This window comes from Thiofilum sp., from assembly GCF_016711335.1.
Taxonomy (GTDB): domain Bacteria; phylum Pseudomonadota; class Gammaproteobacteria; order Thiotrichales; family Thiotrichaceae; genus Thiofilum.
The window spans coordinates 2,900,834-2,917,330 of the sequence record NZ_JADJTF010000001.1 but is presented as its reverse complement, the minus strand read 5'-3'; the positions used below and the strand labels follow the sequence as shown (position 1 = coordinate 2,917,330).

Annotated in this window: 14 protein-coding genes; 6 read left to right on the top strand and 8 right to left on the bottom strand. The window is 45.4% G+C overall.

Annotation, left to right across the window (positions count from 1 at the left end; translation table 11 throughout):
- The first annotated feature begins 172 nt into the window (after nucleotides 1–172).
- The 4 genes from IPL34_RS13890 (at nucleotide 173) to IPL34_RS13875 (ending at nucleotide 6,584) form a co-directional block, all read left to right on the top strand.
- Nucleotides 173–2,998: a cadherin domain-containing protein gene (locus IPL34_RS13890; protein ID WP_296842048.1), complete on the top strand. Its 2,826-nt coding sequence runs from the start codon at nucleotides 173–175 to the stop codon at nucleotides 2,996–2,998.
- A 427-nt stretch (nucleotides 2,999–3,425) separates the two neighbouring features.
- On the top strand, nucleotides 3,426–4,541 hold the full coding sequence (locus IPL34_RS13885; protein WP_296842047.1) for an acyl-CoA dehydrogenase family protein: 1,116 nt from the start codon (nucleotides 3,426–3,428) through the stop codon (nucleotides 4,539–4,541).
- A gap of 11 nt (nucleotides 4,542–4,552) precedes the next feature.
- Complete coding sequence (locus IPL34_RS13880) at nucleotides 4,553–5,410, top strand: PhnD/SsuA/transferrin family substrate-binding protein (RefSeq protein ID WP_296842046.1); 858 nt, start codon at nucleotides 4,553–4,555, stop codon at nucleotides 5,408–5,410.
- Entirely contained in the window at nucleotides 5,388–6,584 is a 1,197-nt protein-coding gene (locus IPL34_RS13875) for a ferritin-like domain-containing protein (protein ID WP_296842045.1), read from the top strand. Before IPL34_RS13880 ends, IPL34_RS13875 begins: the two co-directional genes overlap by 23 nt.
- A gap of 178 nt (nucleotides 6,585–6,762) precedes the next feature.
- Here the strand turns inward: IPL34_RS13875 and IPL34_RS13870 are convergent, their stop codons facing one another.
- On the bottom strand, nucleotides 6,763–7,221 hold the full coding sequence (locus IPL34_RS13870; RefSeq protein WP_296842044.1) for a DUF1499 domain-containing protein: 459 nt from the start codon (nucleotides 7,219–7,221) through the stop codon (nucleotides 6,763–6,765).
- Nucleotides 7,222–7,305: 84 nt separating this feature from the next.
- Here IPL34_RS13870 and IPL34_RS13865 point away from each other — a divergent pair, with 84 nt between their 5' ends.
- Entirely contained in the window at nucleotides 7,306–7,974 is a 669-nt protein-coding gene (locus IPL34_RS13865; protein ID WP_296842043.1) for an HAD family phosphatase, read from the top strand.
- Between the two features lie 99 nt (nucleotides 7,975–8,073).
- On the opposite strand, the gene IPL34_RS13860 is transcribed toward IPL34_RS13865, so the two are convergent.
- On the bottom strand, nucleotides 8,074–8,760 hold the full coding sequence (locus IPL34_RS13860) for a methyltransferase domain-containing protein (protein WP_296842042.1): 687 nt from the start codon (nucleotides 8,758–8,760) through the stop codon (nucleotides 8,074–8,076).
- Nucleotides 8,757–9,353: a hypothetical protein gene (locus tag IPL34_RS13855; protein WP_296842041.1), complete on the bottom strand. Its 597-nt coding sequence runs from the start codon at nucleotides 9,351–9,353 to the stop codon at nucleotides 8,757–8,759. Before IPL34_RS13855 ends, IPL34_RS13860 begins: the two co-directional genes overlap by 4 nt.
- Nucleotides 9,354–10,026: 673 nt before the next feature.
- Here IPL34_RS13855 and IPL34_RS13850 point away from each other — a divergent pair.
- A complete protein-coding gene (locus tag IPL34_RS13850) occupies nucleotides 10,027–10,953 on the top strand; it encodes a hypothetical protein (RefSeq protein WP_296842040.1) in 927 nt (308 codons plus the stop codon).
- Nucleotides 10,954–11,021: 68 nt separating this feature from the next.
- On the opposite strand, the gene mltB is transcribed toward IPL34_RS13850, so the two are convergent.
- The 5 genes from mltB to aroA form a co-directional block, all read right to left on the bottom strand.
- Nucleotides 11,022–12,560: a lytic murein transglycosylase B gene (mltB, locus tag IPL34_RS13845; protein WP_296842039.1), complete on the bottom strand. Its 1,539-nt coding sequence runs from the start codon at nucleotides 12,558–12,560 to the stop codon at nucleotides 11,022–11,024.
- Between the two features lie 98 nt (nucleotides 12,561–12,658).
- Nucleotides 12,659–13,162, bottom strand: coding sequence for a hypothetical protein (locus tag IPL34_RS13840; protein ID WP_296842038.1), 504 nt, complete (start codon nucleotides 13,160–13,162; stop codon nucleotides 12,659–12,661).
- Between the two features lie 170 nt (nucleotides 13,163–13,332).
- A complete protein-coding gene (locus IPL34_RS13835; RefSeq protein ID WP_296842037.1) occupies nucleotides 13,333–14,370 on the bottom strand; it encodes a low specificity L-threonine aldolase in 1,038 nt (345 codons plus the stop codon).
- A gap of 116 nt (nucleotides 14,371–14,486) precedes the next feature.
- Nucleotides 14,487–15,164, bottom strand: coding sequence for a (d)CMP kinase (gene cmk / locus IPL34_RS13830; RefSeq protein ID WP_296842036.1), 678 nt, complete (start codon nucleotides 15,162–15,164; stop codon nucleotides 14,487–14,489).
- Nucleotides 15,157–16,473: a 3-phosphoshikimate 1-carboxyvinyltransferase gene (aroA, locus tag IPL34_RS13825; RefSeq protein WP_296842035.1), complete on the bottom strand. Its 1,317-nt coding sequence runs from the start codon at nucleotides 16,471–16,473 to the stop codon at nucleotides 15,157–15,159. Before aroA ends, cmk begins: the two co-directional genes overlap by 8 nt.
- Nucleotides 16,474–16,497: the final 24 nt, after the last annotated feature.

The window sequence follows — 16,497 nt, the reverse complement described above, 5'->3', positions numbered from 1 at the left end:
GCTCATTTGTCAGTTAGTTATTAACTCACACTGCAAAACCAGTCACACTAACGCCAGAGTTTCTATTGAAATGAATAAGATTATAATAATGGCAATTCCTCACAGTTTAGTTCACAGGCTAGTTAAGCCTATCATCAACACCTTAATAATGGTGCTTTTAGTACTCACTAATATGAGTCTACTAGCTCCTACTGCCCAAGCCGCTTTAGTCCCCAACGTAACTACGCCTTGGCTGGGTGTGACCTCCTCTACTGCTCGCTCCCCTAATTTCTTATGTACTGGGTTGACCTGCCCTACTATTAGTAATGTTGGCAATGTGACTGATGCTAGCCTGACCAACTATGCCAGTATTACCTTTCCTATTTTAAGTGTGCTTTCTTATGCGGAGGTGGGTGTTAAGCAAGCAGGTACGACTTATCCCGCAGGTCATTATGCAGGCTTTAGAATTGAAAAGGTGGGAGGCTTATGGGACACCAGTTTATTTAACAATATTACTATCACTACTTATTTATCGGGTGTGGCGCAGGAAAATCTGGCAGGTACTAACTTAATTGATGGAACCTTCATGGCGATTATAGGTGCTAGTAATGGGGGCGCTTTCAATACTGGCTTTTGGACCACTAAAGCATTTGATGAGGTGCGCATTCGGGTCAGCCAACCGATTGGTATTAGTATCGGCGGTGAAATCCGTATTTATCACGGTGTAGTAGAGTTAGCCGCACCAAGTACTACCCCTATCGCGTGTAATGGTGGCAATGGTACGCCTTGGACTAAACCGACCTATCCAGTACGCCTAGAAAACAGCAGAACAGGGGTGCAAGGTTTATGTGCAGGCTGTAAGGTAGAAGCAGCCTCTAATCTCCTCGATAGCAATTATAGTGATTATTCTAATGTGTATATCGCAGCAGGTCTGTTAGGTACAGGTAGTGTCTCAGTTATCGACCCTTTAAGTAGCCCTCAACCTGCTGGAACCTTCGCAGGCTTTTCGATTAATGATGCAGGAGGACTGGCTGGCGCTTTCTTAGATATTTATACCCTCACGTCTTATCTCAATGGAGTACCTCAAGAAACACGCAGCGTGGGCAGTCTTTTTGACTGGCCGATTTTTTCTGGACGCCATGTAGTAGGCTTTCATACTACTAAACCCTTTAATGAAATAAGAGTGAGCGCAGGTTCGATTACTGGCGTCAATACGGATCTTAAAATCTATAATGTGGTATTAGCACCTGCTAGTTGCTTTGTTACCAATAATCCTCCGGTGATTACCAGCAATGGCGGCGGTGATTCCGCAGCAATTAATATTCCCGAAAATACCACAGCAGTCACTACTGTCACAGCAACCGATGCCGACAACGATACTCTCACTTATAGTATTAGCGGTGGGGTTGATTCCAACAAATTTACTATTAACAGCAGTACAGGTGTGCTCACCTTTGTCACTGCTCCTAATTTTGAAAATCCTACCGACACGGGTGCGAATAATGTGTATGACTTGCAAGTACAAGTCTCTGACGGTAATGGAGGTACTGATATTCAAAATCTGGCTATCACTATTACCAATAGTAATGAAGCCCCTATCATTACTAGCAACGGTGGAGGTATCTCAGCTTCGATCAGTATTCCAGAGAATACGAGCGCAGTAACAACCGTCACGGCTATTGATCCCGATAATGACACTTTAACCTACAGCATTAGTGGAGGGAGTGATGCCAGCAAATTGAGTATTAATAGTAGTACTGGGGTACTTACTTTTATTACCGCTCCCGACTTTGAAAACCCTACCGATGTGGGGGCTGATAATATTTACAATGTCACCGTCCAAGCATCCGATGGTAAAGGTGGAATAGATACTCAAAACCTAAGTATTACCATCACTAATCTGTCTGAAAACCAGCCGCCTGTGATTACCAGTAACGGTGGAGGTGTAACCGCCTCTATTAGCATTCCTGAAAAAACCACGGCGGTTACGATTGTCACCGCTACTGACCCTGATGCTGATACCATCACCTTTAGTATTATTGGTGGAGCGGATGCAGCGAAACTTACTATTGATAGTGCTACTGGAGTACTACGCTTTATTACTGCACCCAATTATGGTTCTACTCTACTAGGTAGCTTATTAGGTGCGCCGGGTGATGCTAATGGTGACAATATTTATGAAGTCACGGTACAGGCTAGCGATGGCAAGGGCGGTACAGATACCCAAGCGCTTAGTATCACCGTGACCAAAGTACTGATTAATCTCAGGCTACAAATTAAAGCATTCCTGCAAGGCAGTTATGATGAGTCCACCACATTAATGGGTGATGGTCTAAGAGCCAAAGGTCTGATTCCCACTCTACAACCCTATACCAATTTAGTTGGCTCCTTAGGCTTAGAAAGTATCTCTAGTAGCTTATTAAGTATCACGGGTAATAACGCCCCTGTCGATTGGGTATTAGTTGAATTACGCTCACCGCTTAATCCTAATCAGATCTTACTCAGCATTCCGAGCATTCTACAACGTGATGGTGATGTGGTTGATCCGGTCACAGGTAACTTATTAAGTCTTAATACGGTTGCTTTAGGTAGCTACTATCTGGCTATTCGTCACCGCAATCATTTAGGGATTAGAACTAAAAATACGGTTAGTTTGTTGGATGCGATTAATGTGATTGACTTTACCAAGGGAGTGTTGAGTCAAAACGAGGGTATCTTGACTAAATCCGGTGATATTCAACTCTGGGCAGGTGATGCTAATGTTGATAATCAAGTCATTGCCAATGGTCCTAATAATGATACTAGCCTAGTCTTAAGCAATGTTTTATTAGCCCCCGCCAATACTTCATTAAACTCTAACTATATTAATGCAGGCTATGCAAAAGCTGATCTCAACCTTGATGGTGACGTGATCTTTGCAGGCCCTAATAATGATGTGAATGTGATTGTGTTCAATGTGATTATGCATCCTGCTAATAGCACCCGCTCACAAAATTATATTGTTAATGGCAGTCTTTAATTAATCCCTTAAGTAGCCTAGGACTCAGACTAACGTTTGAGTCCTAGGCTAACATGCAAATGGTGAGCTAGCAGAATCTAAAAGCCGCAAAATCCAACCATACCACCATAAAAAATCCTCTTGCACACCTAGATTAAGTGGAGTAAAACTTCATTCATGCTTAGGTAAGGATATTCTCCCTTTACAATGAATCTCTCCCCTCCAGTGGCGCGTGCGCTCTGGTTTACTGTTAATTACCCTCTTTTAGCATTACTGATCATAGCAGTAATGGTCATAGTTTTTTTAATCACCCTGCTCCCACCCCCACTCACTCTATCTCACTATTTTGCTAGTGAGGGCACTTGCAGTAGGGGGGCTTACCTAGTACTTTCACCTTGTCATTTTTTCCGCATTAGCCATAACGCTTACCCTCCATGAGTACCAAACTATGCCTTTTATTGAAACGCTAGACAGCATTATTCGCGATATTATTGCCCCTCAAGCCCATGAAATCGACCAACAAGCACGCTTTCCACGCGCTGCATTGGATGCATTAGGGGCCTCTGGTTTATTGGGTCTGACCACCTCTCAATCTATGGGCGGAATGGGACTCGGATTAGCAGAAGCGGCGACGGTTATTGAACGTATTGCCACGCATTGCGCCTCTACCGCTATGGTAGTGACCATGCACTATGCAGCCAATGCGGTTATTGAACAGTTCGCCAGTGATGAAATACGCCGCAAAGTTGCCTTAGGACAACATGTATCTACGCTGGCATGGTCTGAGAGCGGCTCGCGTAGCCATTTCTGGGCTCCTCTAGGTACAGCCGAAAAGGTACAGGAAGGCTACTTACTAAACTGCTCCAAAACGATGGTAACCTCAGCCGGTGAAGTACACTCCTATATTTGGTCTTCACGTCCTGCTCAAGCAGAAGGTGCATCCTCACTATGGCTAGTGGATGCTCGCGCTGAGGGGTTAACGATTACCAAAACCTATGATGGTTTAGGCTTGCGAGGTAATGCTTCCGCACCTATGCGTTGTGCCCACTTAAAAGTTACTGAAGCGGACTTACTAGGGGCTGATGGTGCAGGCTTTGATGTTATGATCAATACCGTATTGCCTGTTTTTGCGGTACTGAATGCATCATGCTCTATTGGCTTGATGGAGGGCGCATTAGCGGGAGCTATCCAGCATGTTAGCGGTAATAAATTACAACATTTGGATAGTACTTTAGCGGATTTGCCCACCATACGCGCCTATTTAGCTAAAGCACGCATTCGGGCGGATCAGGCACGTACTTTGCGTGATGATACTCTAACGGCGTTAAGCACGGGGCGGGCGGATGCCATGCTGCGAGTCATGGAAGTAAAAGCCAGTGCCGCCGAAGCTGCCTTAGAAGTCACCGATGCGGCGATGCGGGTGTGTGGCGGAGCAGCCTTCCGTAAAGATTTAGGCATTGAACGCCACTTCCGTGATGCCAGAGCGGCTGCCATTATGGCCCCTACTTCTGATGTACTCTATGATTTTATCGGCAAAGCGATTTGCGGTTTACCCGTTTTTTAAGGACTCAATTCATGACTAAACCTTTAATGCTCGGAGCAGTAGCTTACGCCCCCAAAGTAGTCACCATTTGGGAAGGCTTTAAAGAATGGTTTTACCAACAAGGCTTAGCGTTTGATTACATGCTCTATTCTAATTATGAGACTCAAGTCGAGGCGCAATTTAGCGGTGCGATTGATATAGCATGGAACTCACCCTTAGCGTGGGAACGCGCAAAACGCATAGCTACCGCTAGAGGCTTAAGCGTAGAAGCTATTGCTATGCGCGACACTGATCAAGACTTGTCCTCTGTGCTGGTGGTGCGTAAACAGGATGGCTTGACAGACCTAAAACAACTGCAAGGCAAAACCATTGGCTTTGGTGCTATAGATTCCCCACAGGCTACCTTGATTCCTAAAGATCACTTACGTCAGGCGGGCATGTTAGCAGGACGTGATTATGAAGCTCGCTTGTTTGATGTATTGGGTGGCAAACACGGTGATCATATCGGCGGTGAACGTGAGGCCGCTCTAGCATTAATCAATGGCGAAATTGATGCGGCATGGATGATCGATGGTAATTATCATGCTTTTGCTAATGAGGGTACTTTGCCTAGTGGCTCGACAACTCTCTTAGCTCGTACTGGGCTATTTGATCATTGTAATTTCACTACTAGCCCTCATGCGGATAGCGCACGCCTAACTCAATTTACTCAGCTACTGCTTGCTATGCGGTGGGATGATCCCACAGTACGCCCTCTATTAGAATTAGAAGGCTTACGTGAATGGAAAGCAGGTCGCACCAGTGGCTATACCTTGTTAGCGCGTGCGGTGGATGATGAACAGTTTTACGATCAGCAGGGTAATATCATTGAGCAGAATTATCGATATTGAAGGCTTGAGCTTTGATACTGGGGCGCATGTGCTGATTAAAGAAGCACTACGCCCCCTAGCGGTCAGTGAAGTACTCACTATCACGGGCGGTGCTAGTGGCTGGGATATTTCTCTGACCGCATGGTGTCGTACTCAAGGACATACGGTTGAGTTTGACCCTTTGTCTAACTGTGCCACTATTCAAAAAGGGGCAGTTTTTGCGGGACGTTGGCAAGGTGCAAAACAGACCGGACACAGTGATACTAACACACCTCATGCTATTGCCGATGAAGCGCAAGCCACATGGGGTCTAGCAGCACGCGGCGCTACGGTCGAAGCAGGTGCGCCTCAATGGTCCTTTCGTCTTAATCAAAAAGCCCAAGTCTGGACTCATAATGCAGCACAGCTTTACACCCAGGCGGTAGACGCTCAATGGAATCCAGATGAGGCAATTGATTGGCGTCAGCCTTGTGAATTGCCCGCAGCGATTGAAGCGGCGGTAGTCCAAGTGATGACCTATATGGTGGAAAATGAAAATGCGGCTTTGATTGTACCTGCTAAATTTTTAGGGCAACTGCATCCTCATTTTCGTGAGATTCAAGCGCTCTTAGCCATTCAAGTCGCTGATGAAGCACGGCATATTGAAGTATTCACACGCCGTATTCGCCTTAAAGGTCATGAGCCTGCCCTATCAACAGTGGGAGGACAAGCCTCGCTTAAAACCCTAGTCGATGAACCGGATTTTTCATTAGCGGCGTTTTTATTATCCGTTTTAGGGGAAGGTACGTTTGTTAATTTACTCAATTTTTTACATGAGTGCGCACCTGACCCTATTACGCGCCAAATTGCCCGCTTAGCAGCGATTGATGAAAGCCGCCATGTGGCTTTTGGTATGGCGCATTTGGCTTATCATTTAAGCGTAGAACCGCATTTACGCGGGCGGCTAGCGATGGCAGTAGAAACACGCTTTGATGCTTTAGCGGGAACGTCGGGTTTAAATGAAGAAGTGTTTGATGCTTTGATTTTACTCGCCGCCGGTAATACAGCTCCAGAGGCAATTAAAAAAGGCTATCAGCGGGTACAAGGCTTAATGCAAGCCATGGCTGAGGGGCGCAAAGCTCGCCTATTAAAACTGGGCTTTACAGCGCAGGAGGCAACGCGCTTATCTTCTTTGCATACCCGTAACTTTATGTAAAACGCCAAGCTAGCCCCTCTCGATGATAGCTTCTGTCGTAAAGCTACTTAAATAGCTGACTAAAAGTAAGCGTGCGTTTTGGGAGCCGTCTTGGCGGCAAGGATGCCGCCTTGAAGCGTACAAGGATGTATTCATAGCATCTGTGGAGAAAATGCACGCTTACTTTGAACTCAAGTATTTAGCTGGCGAGTATTCGTTTTAATTGTTCCATACGCTGACGATTCACGCCCATATCACTATACCCCTGACGCGAGGCAGAACGAATCTGGACTAAGCCAGAGCTTTCATCCAAGCGTAACTCCACATCATCCACAAACCCCATCCACTTAGTGCTAAAAGTAGCCGCTAAATAGTGGGGCGTTTGAGTAGTAACGACGCCCCCCATAGTCTCAATAGTGCGTTTAAGTTTAGCCATCACTAGCTCACTCGAACCTTGCAGGCTAATAGGCTCAATAAAATGCTCCTTAGTTTCTTTAAACTCACTGCATACGCAATTAGGGGTGGCAGGACAAGGAGTGAGTTGATTAGCCACTAGCCCCGCCGCCTGACCTGTTTTAGAAAGATGAGCCTTATAAAACAGCATCGCAATAAAACCGATACCCATCACTAATAGCGCTAGTATTAGAAACTTCCACATAAATAGTGTCCTTGTTAGACTCAGGAACTTAAGTATAAACGAGTCATTTGTACTTTCGTGATAAACTTAGTTTTTAACTATTGAATGGCAATAATGCTCAAAGCCTTATTACTCGATCACGATGGCACTTTAGTCGACTCAGAAACTTTACATGGGCAATTGTGGGCTGAGGTACTCGCCACTTATGGTGCATCCCTTAGCGCACAGGACTATCACACTCATTATGCAGGCTATTCTACTTTACAAAATGCTCATGATTTTATTGAGCGCTTTGGTTTAGCAGTGGATCAGACCACTCTCGCACAAGATAAAGTCACGATCACTCAAGCATGGCTCAAACAACAGGCATGGCCTTTAAATGATGGCGCTAGCGCTATTATGCAATGGGCGCAAAACCAGCATTTACGGCAAGCGATTGTGACCGGTGGGCAAAGAATTAGTGTGGAGCATACTTTGAGCTATTATGGGCTTAAGCCTTTTATTGAGGTGATTAGTAGTCAAGAGGATGCGCCACATAATAAACCTGCACCCGATTTATATTTATTAACGCTAGAGCGCTTAGGCTTAAAGGCTAATGAGGTTTTAGCGATTGAAGATACGGCACGGGGTATGCAAGCCGCTTTAACAGCGGGTATTTTCTGTTTAGTAGTACGCAATCATTATTCTCAAGATCATGACTTTACCGGAGCCATAGCTTGTGTCGATTCATTACCACAAGCTTTAGCATGGCTACAAAAGACTTTTACTAGCTAACTCAGTGTAATGAGGTTATCGGTTAGTTCAGAGCAAACTAATCTGTTTGCTCTGACTTTAGTACGACACTTGAGCTAAAGTAATCACGCATTTAGCTTATTAGGCTCTCTTACTTAGGACTAAGAAATTCAAGCCGCCGCGTAAATGACGTTGATGACACTCCTCAACATGAAACCCTACTTGTTGTACTTGCTTAATCAAATCATCCATCTCTATAAAGTTTGCTTCAGTATTTTCGGCGAGCTTACGATTATAATCCATATATGCCTCTAAATAAGGGTGAGCAATTAATTCCTTATATAAATCACTCGCTAACTCATTCAGCTTTAAAGGCAAGGTTTTATTAGGACTGGCTAGTACAAACTTACCTTCTGGTTTTAATACCTGAAAAATAACTTGTAAAGTCAACTCTGGATTAGACCAAGCATAATAGCTCTGAATTGATACAGCGGAGGCATATTGCTGATCGGCGATTTCCTCAATACGCTTATGTAGCGCTTGAAAATTAGAGCGCTGGAGTTTTTGCAAAATCCAATTCGCTACCGCAATCATTTCCTCAGAGTAATCCACTCCGGTATAAGAAGTAATATTAGGATTATCGACCAATAAGGACGCAATCTTAGCCGTACCACTACCACAATCCACTACGGAATCATAGAGATGGTTACAAGCTTCTTGATAAATCGCTAATTGAATACTCGGTGTCACATAAGCAAATAAATGAGCATAATCATTCCACTCATTGACACTATAAGACTCATGACTGGCCTGTAGAGCACTCATCATTTTCCTCCCATTCTTTTTGCAATCGTTGCTGCTGTTTCTAAAATACGGCACTCCAATAAAGCAAACGTTTTTTGTGTACCATAGGAATAGCCAATATCATCTACTAATATATTGACATCCACAAAACGTCTATAAGCTTGAATATGCTGAGTGGCCATAATGAAAATTACCGAGTCTATTTGATACTGTACTGCTATTTCATAATAAGTATAAAAATAGAACGGTAAAATATGGATACCATGCTTAGCAGAAGCAATAGCTAATTTACTGGACTCTGCGACTCTTAAGCCTTGTTGGCGTAATTTATCGACCTCCTTATGAATAACCTCATCGGCAGGTAGTCCAAATGCACCATCAAATACTAAGCGCCCAGTACTAATAATTTCTCCCTCTTCACTTTCGCTATATAACACATAAGCATTAGCATCGTAGATATCATCCTGAAAATGTACATGTGTTAAAGCAGGATAATATTTAGTAAACTCTATTTCACGCCGCGCCCAGATTTTTTGAAACTCTTGTTCCTGAGTAGCAATTTTTAAATGCTCCGGAACAGTTGAGGGGGTGAAATGGTGCTGCATCACTTGCATCATTAAGCTCCTCTAATTGATTGATAACGTGATAACAGCATGCTCTAGAAGAGTATTTAGCGATAGACGGTATAATACGTATTAATATTACGCATAAGCGCCTAGGTATTTTTCAAGCAAAATAGGGGGTAAAGATACGTATAGCGTAAGCGTTGATTATTTTTTTAATATGGCTGATGTTTTATAAGATAGTATAATCTTAAAAGACCATTATATTGGCTATGGCTTTAATTAGTCCTATTCTAATTAAATAGAGCGTTGGATTTAAAATCTTTTATGCTTATTGGGACAAACTGCTTTTTAAGCTGCTCTTGAATAACTTCCGAAACATTTATTTATCCATAACACTCGGCATTTCAGCAAACCTACTAGCAATCTGAATTAAAATTTTAATTATCTTCAATAAGTAAAAATTATTAAAGGTGATAAATAAGACTGGCGCTCACTATTCTGCGACCGACGGTGAGGCATTCAAAAGCCCTTCACACTAGACTTTAGTCATAGTTATTTTTTTATAGCCCATAAGACTATAGAACTAATAACCCCATACTTGACTGTACCTCAATGATGTTAGGGTCTTGCTGTAAAAACTCCTGACGTTGGTACGCTCTATTACTAAGTAATTGAAATAATTTATTTTATTTTAATTGCACTAACAACAATTAGGAGATGCGCCTTGAAATACTCACTAATTACTGTACCTATTAGTATGGTATTGGCCAGTTATGGACAAACTGCTTTTGCAGGTAATTATGGATCACAAAACTGCTATAACCCTTGCCAAGGTTGGTCAGTTTCTTATCGTGCTCAACAACAAGCACGCGCTCATCAAGCCCGTTTACGTGCCCAACAACAAGCGCGTCTACGCGCCCAGCAACAAGCCCGTCTACGTGCTCAACAACAAGCACGCGCACGGGCTGCCGCTCAAGCACAAAACTGTGGCTCCATTACTAAAATCGTGACGCGCTCCGAGCGCCGCACGGTTAAGCGTGTGACTAAGACCGTGCGCACCTATGTCACCAGACCTGTTCAAATAGTGGAACAACCTCAAGCCGTTGTTTACGCCAGCTTTAATGATGGCTTTGTAGGTTTTGGTGGTGGTTCAGGTGGTAATGTTTGGGTCAAAGGTAAGCGTGGTCACGGCGGCGGTCATGGCGGTGGCTACGGCAGTGGATATGGTGGTGGTCATGGCGGTGGCGGCTCTAATATTCACATTGGTGGTAGCTGGGGCGGACATGGCGGTAATGCAGGCTGGTGGGGCGGTCACTCGCGCCCGAATATGCCTCATGGCGGCTGGCAAGGTAATAGTCACTCCGGCAATACGCATATGGTAGGAGGTTGGTCACGCGGTCACGGTGGTGGCTTTGGTGGTCATCGCGGTGGTAGTGGTCACGGTGGCTTTGGCGGCGGTGGTCATGGTGGTGGAAACTTCGGTGGCGGCGGTAACGGCGGCGGCTTCGGTGGCGGTGGTCACGGCGGTGGCTGGTCAGGTAATACTGTTATTGGCGGCGGTGGCGGCTCCTTCGGTGGCGGTTCTATGGGTGGAGGTTCTGGAGTAGGCGGTAGCTGGTCAGGTAACGCTCCTATTGGCAGTACTGTTTAAACCCCTTAATTGCTTTCTACACGCTCACTGAGAGGTTTTAAAAACCTCTCAGTTGATTAATACAAGGCTCAACGTTGAGCGTAAATAGTCCCCACTCCCTGCTTAATCGTATTGCCTAATTCATGTACTGCCATGGCGTAATAATTACTATGGTTGTAACGTGTAATCACATAGAAATTATTAAAGCCAATGAAAGGCATTTTACCGCCATCATGCGACAAGGCTAATAAATGTGCACTTCCACTCGCCCGGTATGGTTGTGCGGGTACTACCCCATTTTGCGCTAAATTACCCAAAGAATATTTAGTTTTAAACCCATCTGGCATGGAGTAATAGTTATTAGAACTCACACTAGCCGGTACGACCACACTCTCGCCCGGACGCCAACCGTGTCGAGCAAAATAGTTGGCTATACTGCCAATGGCATCCACTGGATTCCACAAATCACGAATACCATCACCATCAAAATCTACTGCATAGCTTTTAAAGCTACTGGGCATAAATTGCCCATAACCCATAGCACCGGCATAAGAGCCTTTAGGAATTAAGGGATCCATGCGCTCAGAGCGAGTCATTAACATGAAGTTCTCAGCCTCGCCCAAAAAGAAATTAGCCCGATGAGGTACTGCTACCGCAGAAGTTAACAAGGCTTCTAGAACCCGATGTTTCCCCAGAATTTCGCCCCAACGGGTTTCAACCCCCATAATCCCTACAATATATTCCGCCGGAACACCGTATTGCTGCTCAGCACGCATTAAATGAGCAGCATAACGCCCCCAGAAATTACGCCCTTTCGCCACATTACCTGGTGTGAGGAACTTACCGCGATAACTGGGATAACCGCCACCACCGCTGCCTTTGGGTTTTGCATCCTCGCCCCCTTTGGCATAATACTTTGCCCAAATTTGCGCTATATCGTCTCGATATTGAGCTTGGGAAAATACGCCATAGAGATAATCCCGCTCAAAACCTTTGCGAGCTAATTTGTCAATTAAACTTAATACGGCTGGTTGACCTGCAAAAGATCCCGTTAAACTCGCCGCTGAATAATTGCCATTACCTTGCCCTCCAACCGGATCAGCATAGGCTACCTGCATCGGTATTTGAGCACGCGGTGCGGGGGCATAATTTACTTTACGTGGTTGCGCTCGCGGGCGGGTGGGACGAATAACTAGCTGTTGACGTTGTTGAAGGTTGCGCTGTAACTCAGCCTGTGCCGCCAATTGCTCACGCTCGCGTAGTTGGCGTTGTTTTTCTGCTTGAGCCGCCAGTAATTTACGTTGTTGTTCGGTTTCCCAACGTTGATGATACTCCATACGCTTGGCTTCTAATTCAGCTCTACGTTGCTCGCGTAATGCCTCAGCCGCACGGTTGGTATTATTGCGTGCTACGGTGGTTGTACTCGGAGTCGCCACACTTGGCCTGGCTACTACTGTAGGCTTAGGCTCAGCCTCTGGAATCTCGGCTAATGGCGCTGATTCGGGTATCGCTGCCACACTAACGGTTTCAGGCTCTTTATCAGCCACCGGTGCTGACCCACACCCCACTAGGGTCGAGGCACACATGGCTGCTAATGAATATTTTAATAATGCTCTACCTGACTTCATAAATTCATCCCTTTTAAATGCCCTTACGAGGCTTATTATGCTTGTATTATTGGGATGCTGTCGCGGGTCAAGATTTAATTAATTACCCTTTTTAAACTTTAATTAGTAAAGTTCATAAAATTAGGAACTTCCTCCACGATAGGTGGAACTTGATTGGCAACAGCATCACCCACCGTTACCGGATCGGGTGTACTAAGAGAAGGAAAACGCCAGCCCCCCGGCATATATCCCATATCATGAGGCGCATTAATCATCCGATCCCACATATCATTGGTGTGCTCTGTATAGAAATCAGGCCAGATATGACGTACATCTCCCCAAGGCTTGCGCGGTTTACGCGGTTGGTTATTGGTGGAGTTATTAGGCTCGGATGTTGCTTGCCCATTGCCTTGATTATAATTCTGAGGATATGAACTCATGTTGTATGGCAGATTATTTCCATAAGGAACACCATAGGGATTCGCCCCATAGACCGCCGGAGGATTACCTACGGGTGCTTGAGCGGGTGGGAATACTAAATCATCAAACTGATTAGTCTGATTGTCAGCGCTTACATTAAAGGCACTTAGGGCTAAGGTCATCGCCAATAGAATTTTACGCATTACAAGTCTCCTAAATACGGACTGTATCTATACCTCTATACCATTCACCCAATCACTGCTTCACTCAGAAAATAGCAGCCTTGGATGATTAGAGATTTCTTATATTCAGCATACCAAATTTAAGTCTTAAAATCCGTATCCCCTAAGCCCTAAGTTTTGGAGTCAAGCACTTAGGCGTGCTGGCAAAGGCACTGTATATCCGCTGCTAAAGCCTCCACCGTCTCAGGTGCTGTATCCCAAGCACACATAAAGCGACAGCCGCCCTCACCAATAAACTGATAAAAACGCCAGCCCTTAGCGCGTAAACCTTGAATGATAGGTAGGGGTAATTCCGCAAATACCGCATTAGCTTGCGGTGGGAACATAACCTTAATCTGTGATAGATCCTTAATACGCTCGTGTAGTAGCTGTGCCATTTGATTCGCATGACGGGCATTTTTCAGCCAAGTTTCATGCTCTAATAAGCCTAGCCAAGGCGCTGAAATAAAGCGCATTTTCGAGGCTAATTGTCCCGATTGTTTGACCCGATAGGCAAAATCTTCTGCCAGTGATTTATTAAAGAAAATCACTGCCTCACCAATCGGTAAGCCATTTTTAGTCCCACCAAAACACAATACATCTACCCCCGCTCGCCACGTAATTTCCGAGGGATGTACATTGAGGGAGGCGACCGCATTAGCAAAACGCGCACCATCCATATGAATTTTTAACTGATGACGCTTTGCCATAGCAGCAATGGCGCGTAACTCTTCTACGGTATAAACCGTTCCTACCTCAGTAGATTGGGTAATAGAGACGACTTTAGGGCGCGGATAATGTACGTCATTGCGCTTAGTGACTAAGGCATCGATGATTTGCGGAGTTAGCTTACCATTGGCCCCCTTACCGACTAATAGCTTAGAACCATTAGAAAAAAACTCTGGTCCGCCACACTCATCGGTTTCAATATGTGCCAATTCGTGACAGAGCACAGAATGATAGCTTTGACATAAAGACGCTAAAGCTAAGGAATTCGCCGCTGTGCCATTAAAAACAAAAAATACCTCACAATCGGTTTGGAATAGTTCACGCAACTGATCGCAGACTTGGGTTGTCCAGCGGTCTTCACCATAGGCTAATTCGTGTCCTGAGGCATTGGCCTCGAGAAAATACTTTAAGGCTTCGGGGCAAGTACCCGCGTAATTATCGGAGGCAAATTGTTGTGACATGGTGGTTAATCCTGCTAGCTAACTGAGTCATTTACTTTTTGGCGCCAATCCTTACTAATAGTAAAGATTTAAGGGCAAACACCTAGGTTTGCCCCTACTGCGTAATCAGACTAATACTATAAATAACCACGCTCTTTAAGCATAGCAACGACTAAAGCCTTCACTTCCGCCACACTTAAAGTGCTGGTATCAATTACCCTAGCATCGTCGGCGGCTTTCAAGGGCGCTACTGCACGATTGGCATCGCGGTAATCACGCTCATTAATATCTTTGACTAATTGCGCAAAATCAGCCTGATTACCTTGTGCTTGGTGTTGTTTTAAACGCCGCTCGGCTCGCACTTCGGCACTCGCCGTTAAAAACAATTTCAAAGGCGCATGCGCAAAGACTACCGTGCCCATATCACGTCCATCCGCCACCAGTCCGGGTAACTGCTGAAAGGATTGTTGTAAGGCTAGTAAGGCTTCACGCACCTTAGGCAATGCTGCAATTTTAGAAGTGGCACTTGCGCATTCCTCAGTGCGAATCGCCTCACTGACATCCTCACCATTCAATAAAATCAGCGCGTGCTGGCAATTAATATCAAGAGTGCGAATCGCTTCAACCAGCGCTTCCTCATTATCCAAGGGTATAGCATGGCGCAACGCATACAGCGCTGCTACCCGATAAATCGCTCCACTATCTAAAAACCCCCACCCCAAATCCGCCGCCAATTGATGAGCTAATGTACCCTTACCCACTCCGGCGGGACCATCAATGGCAATCACAGGGGCATCGAGATTAGGCTTATGCATGGCTAGTAATCCTCAAACCCGCATTAGCAGCTAAGCCCACAAAATTGGGGAATGAAGTATTGACTGTCGCACAATTATTAATCGTCATCGGTGCATGGGCGCGTAATCCTGCGATTGAGAATGCCATCGCAATCCGATGATCATGATGACTTTCAATCGGCGCACTACCTAATTGCCCCCCCTGAATCACTATACCGTCAGAAGTTGGTTTGGCATCAATACCGCAAGCAATTAAACCATCTGCCATGACTTGAATACGGTCACTTTCTTTGACGCGCAATTCTTCTGCACCTGTTAAAACGGTTTGCCCCTCAGCACAGGCGGCGGCAATAAAGAGTACGGGGAATTCATCGATGGCTAAAGGTACTAATTCCTCTGGAATATTAATCCCCTTCAAGGGTGCATAACGCACACGAATATCGGCTACAGGCTCGCCCCCTACTTCGCGCTCATTGAGTAGCGTTAAATCGCCGCCCATTAAACGAAGAATATCAATCACACCGGTACGGGTGGGGTTTAAGCCGACGTGCTCAATAATCAGATCAGAATCCGGCGCAATACTCGCACCGACCATGAAAAACGCGGCGGAGGAAATATCGGAAGGTACATCAATAGTGGTTGCGGTCAGTTTGCCACCGCCTTGTAGAGTGATTTTATTACCTTCGGTGATTACTTCATAACCAAACCCGCGCAACATACGCTCGGTGTGATCACGAGTGGGTGCAGGTTCGGTGACTGAGGTTGTACCTTGAGCATAGAGTCCGGCTAATAAAATGGAGGATTTAACCTGAGCGCTAGCCATAGGCATATCGTAATGGATGCCTTTGAGTGCTTGACCGCCTTTGACCTTTAAAGGTGGCGTACCTGCTTCAGTGCTTTCAATCACAGCACCCATTTGGCTTAGGGGGACGGTGACACGCTTCATCGGACGCTTAGAAAGTGATACGTCACCGATCATACGTACATCAAAGGCTTGCCCTGCCATCAGACCGGACATTAAGCGCATGGATGTACCGGAATTCCCCATATCTAGGTCGTGAGAGGGGGCTGTTAAACCGTGTAAGCCTACACCCTGAATGGTGAGTTCGCCTTGTTCATTAGGACCTTCGATATGGACACCCATAGCGCGGAAGGCATTGAGGGTACATAGGCAATCTTCGCCTTGTAAAAAGCCGCTAACGTGGGTAGTCCCTTCAGCCAAAGAACCCAACATAATGGAGCGGTGAGAAATGGATTTATCGCCCGGAACGCGGATACGTCCGGTCAGTGCGCCACCGGGTTGCACAATGAATTGCATAGAATCGCTCATGTCTAAAATCCTGTGTAGTGCGTG

Coding starts and splice junctions, on each gene's coding strand:
- IPL34_RS13890 (WP_296842048.1), top strand. CDS start 173: ATGAGTCTACTAGCTCCTACTGCCCAAGCCGCTTTAGTCCCCAACGTA.
- IPL34_RS13885 (WP_296842047.1), top strand. CDS start 3,426: ATGCCTTTTATTGAAACGCTAGACAGCATTATTCGCGATATTATTGCC.
- IPL34_RS13880 (WP_296842046.1), top strand. CDS start 4,553: ATGACTAAACCTTTAATGCTCGGAGCAGTAGCTTACGCCCCCAAAGTA.
- IPL34_RS13870 (WP_296842044.1), bottom strand. CDS start 7,221: ATGTGGAAGTTTCTAATACTAGCGCTATTAGTGATGGGTATCGGTTTT.
- IPL34_RS13865 (WP_296842043.1), top strand. CDS start 7,306: ATGGCAATAATGCTCAAAGCCTTATTACTCGATCACGATGGCACTTTA.
- IPL34_RS13860 (WP_296842042.1), bottom strand. CDS start 8,760: ATGATGAGTGCTCTACAGGCCAGTCATGAGTCTTATAGTGTCAATGAG.
- IPL34_RS13855 (WP_296842041.1), bottom strand. CDS start 9,353: ATGATGCAAGTGATGCAGCACCATTTCACCCCCTCAACTGTTCCGGAG.
- mltB (WP_296842039.1), bottom strand. CDS start 12,560: ATGAAGTCAGGTAGAGCATTATTAAAATATTCATTAGCAGCCATGTGT.
- IPL34_RS13840 (WP_296842038.1), bottom strand. CDS start 13,162: ATGCGTAAAATTCTATTGGCGATGACCTTAGCCCTAAGTGCCTTTAAT.
- IPL34_RS13835 (WP_296842037.1), bottom strand. CDS start 14,370: ATGTCACAACAATTTGCCTCCGATAATTACGCGGGTACTTGCCCCGAA.
- cmk (WP_296842036.1), bottom strand. CDS start 15,164: ATGCATAAGCCTAATCTCGATGCCCCTGTGATTGCCATTGATGGTCCC.
- aroA (WP_296842035.1), bottom strand. CDS start 16,473: ATGAGCGATTCTATGCAATTCATTGTGCAACCCGGTGGCGCACTGACC.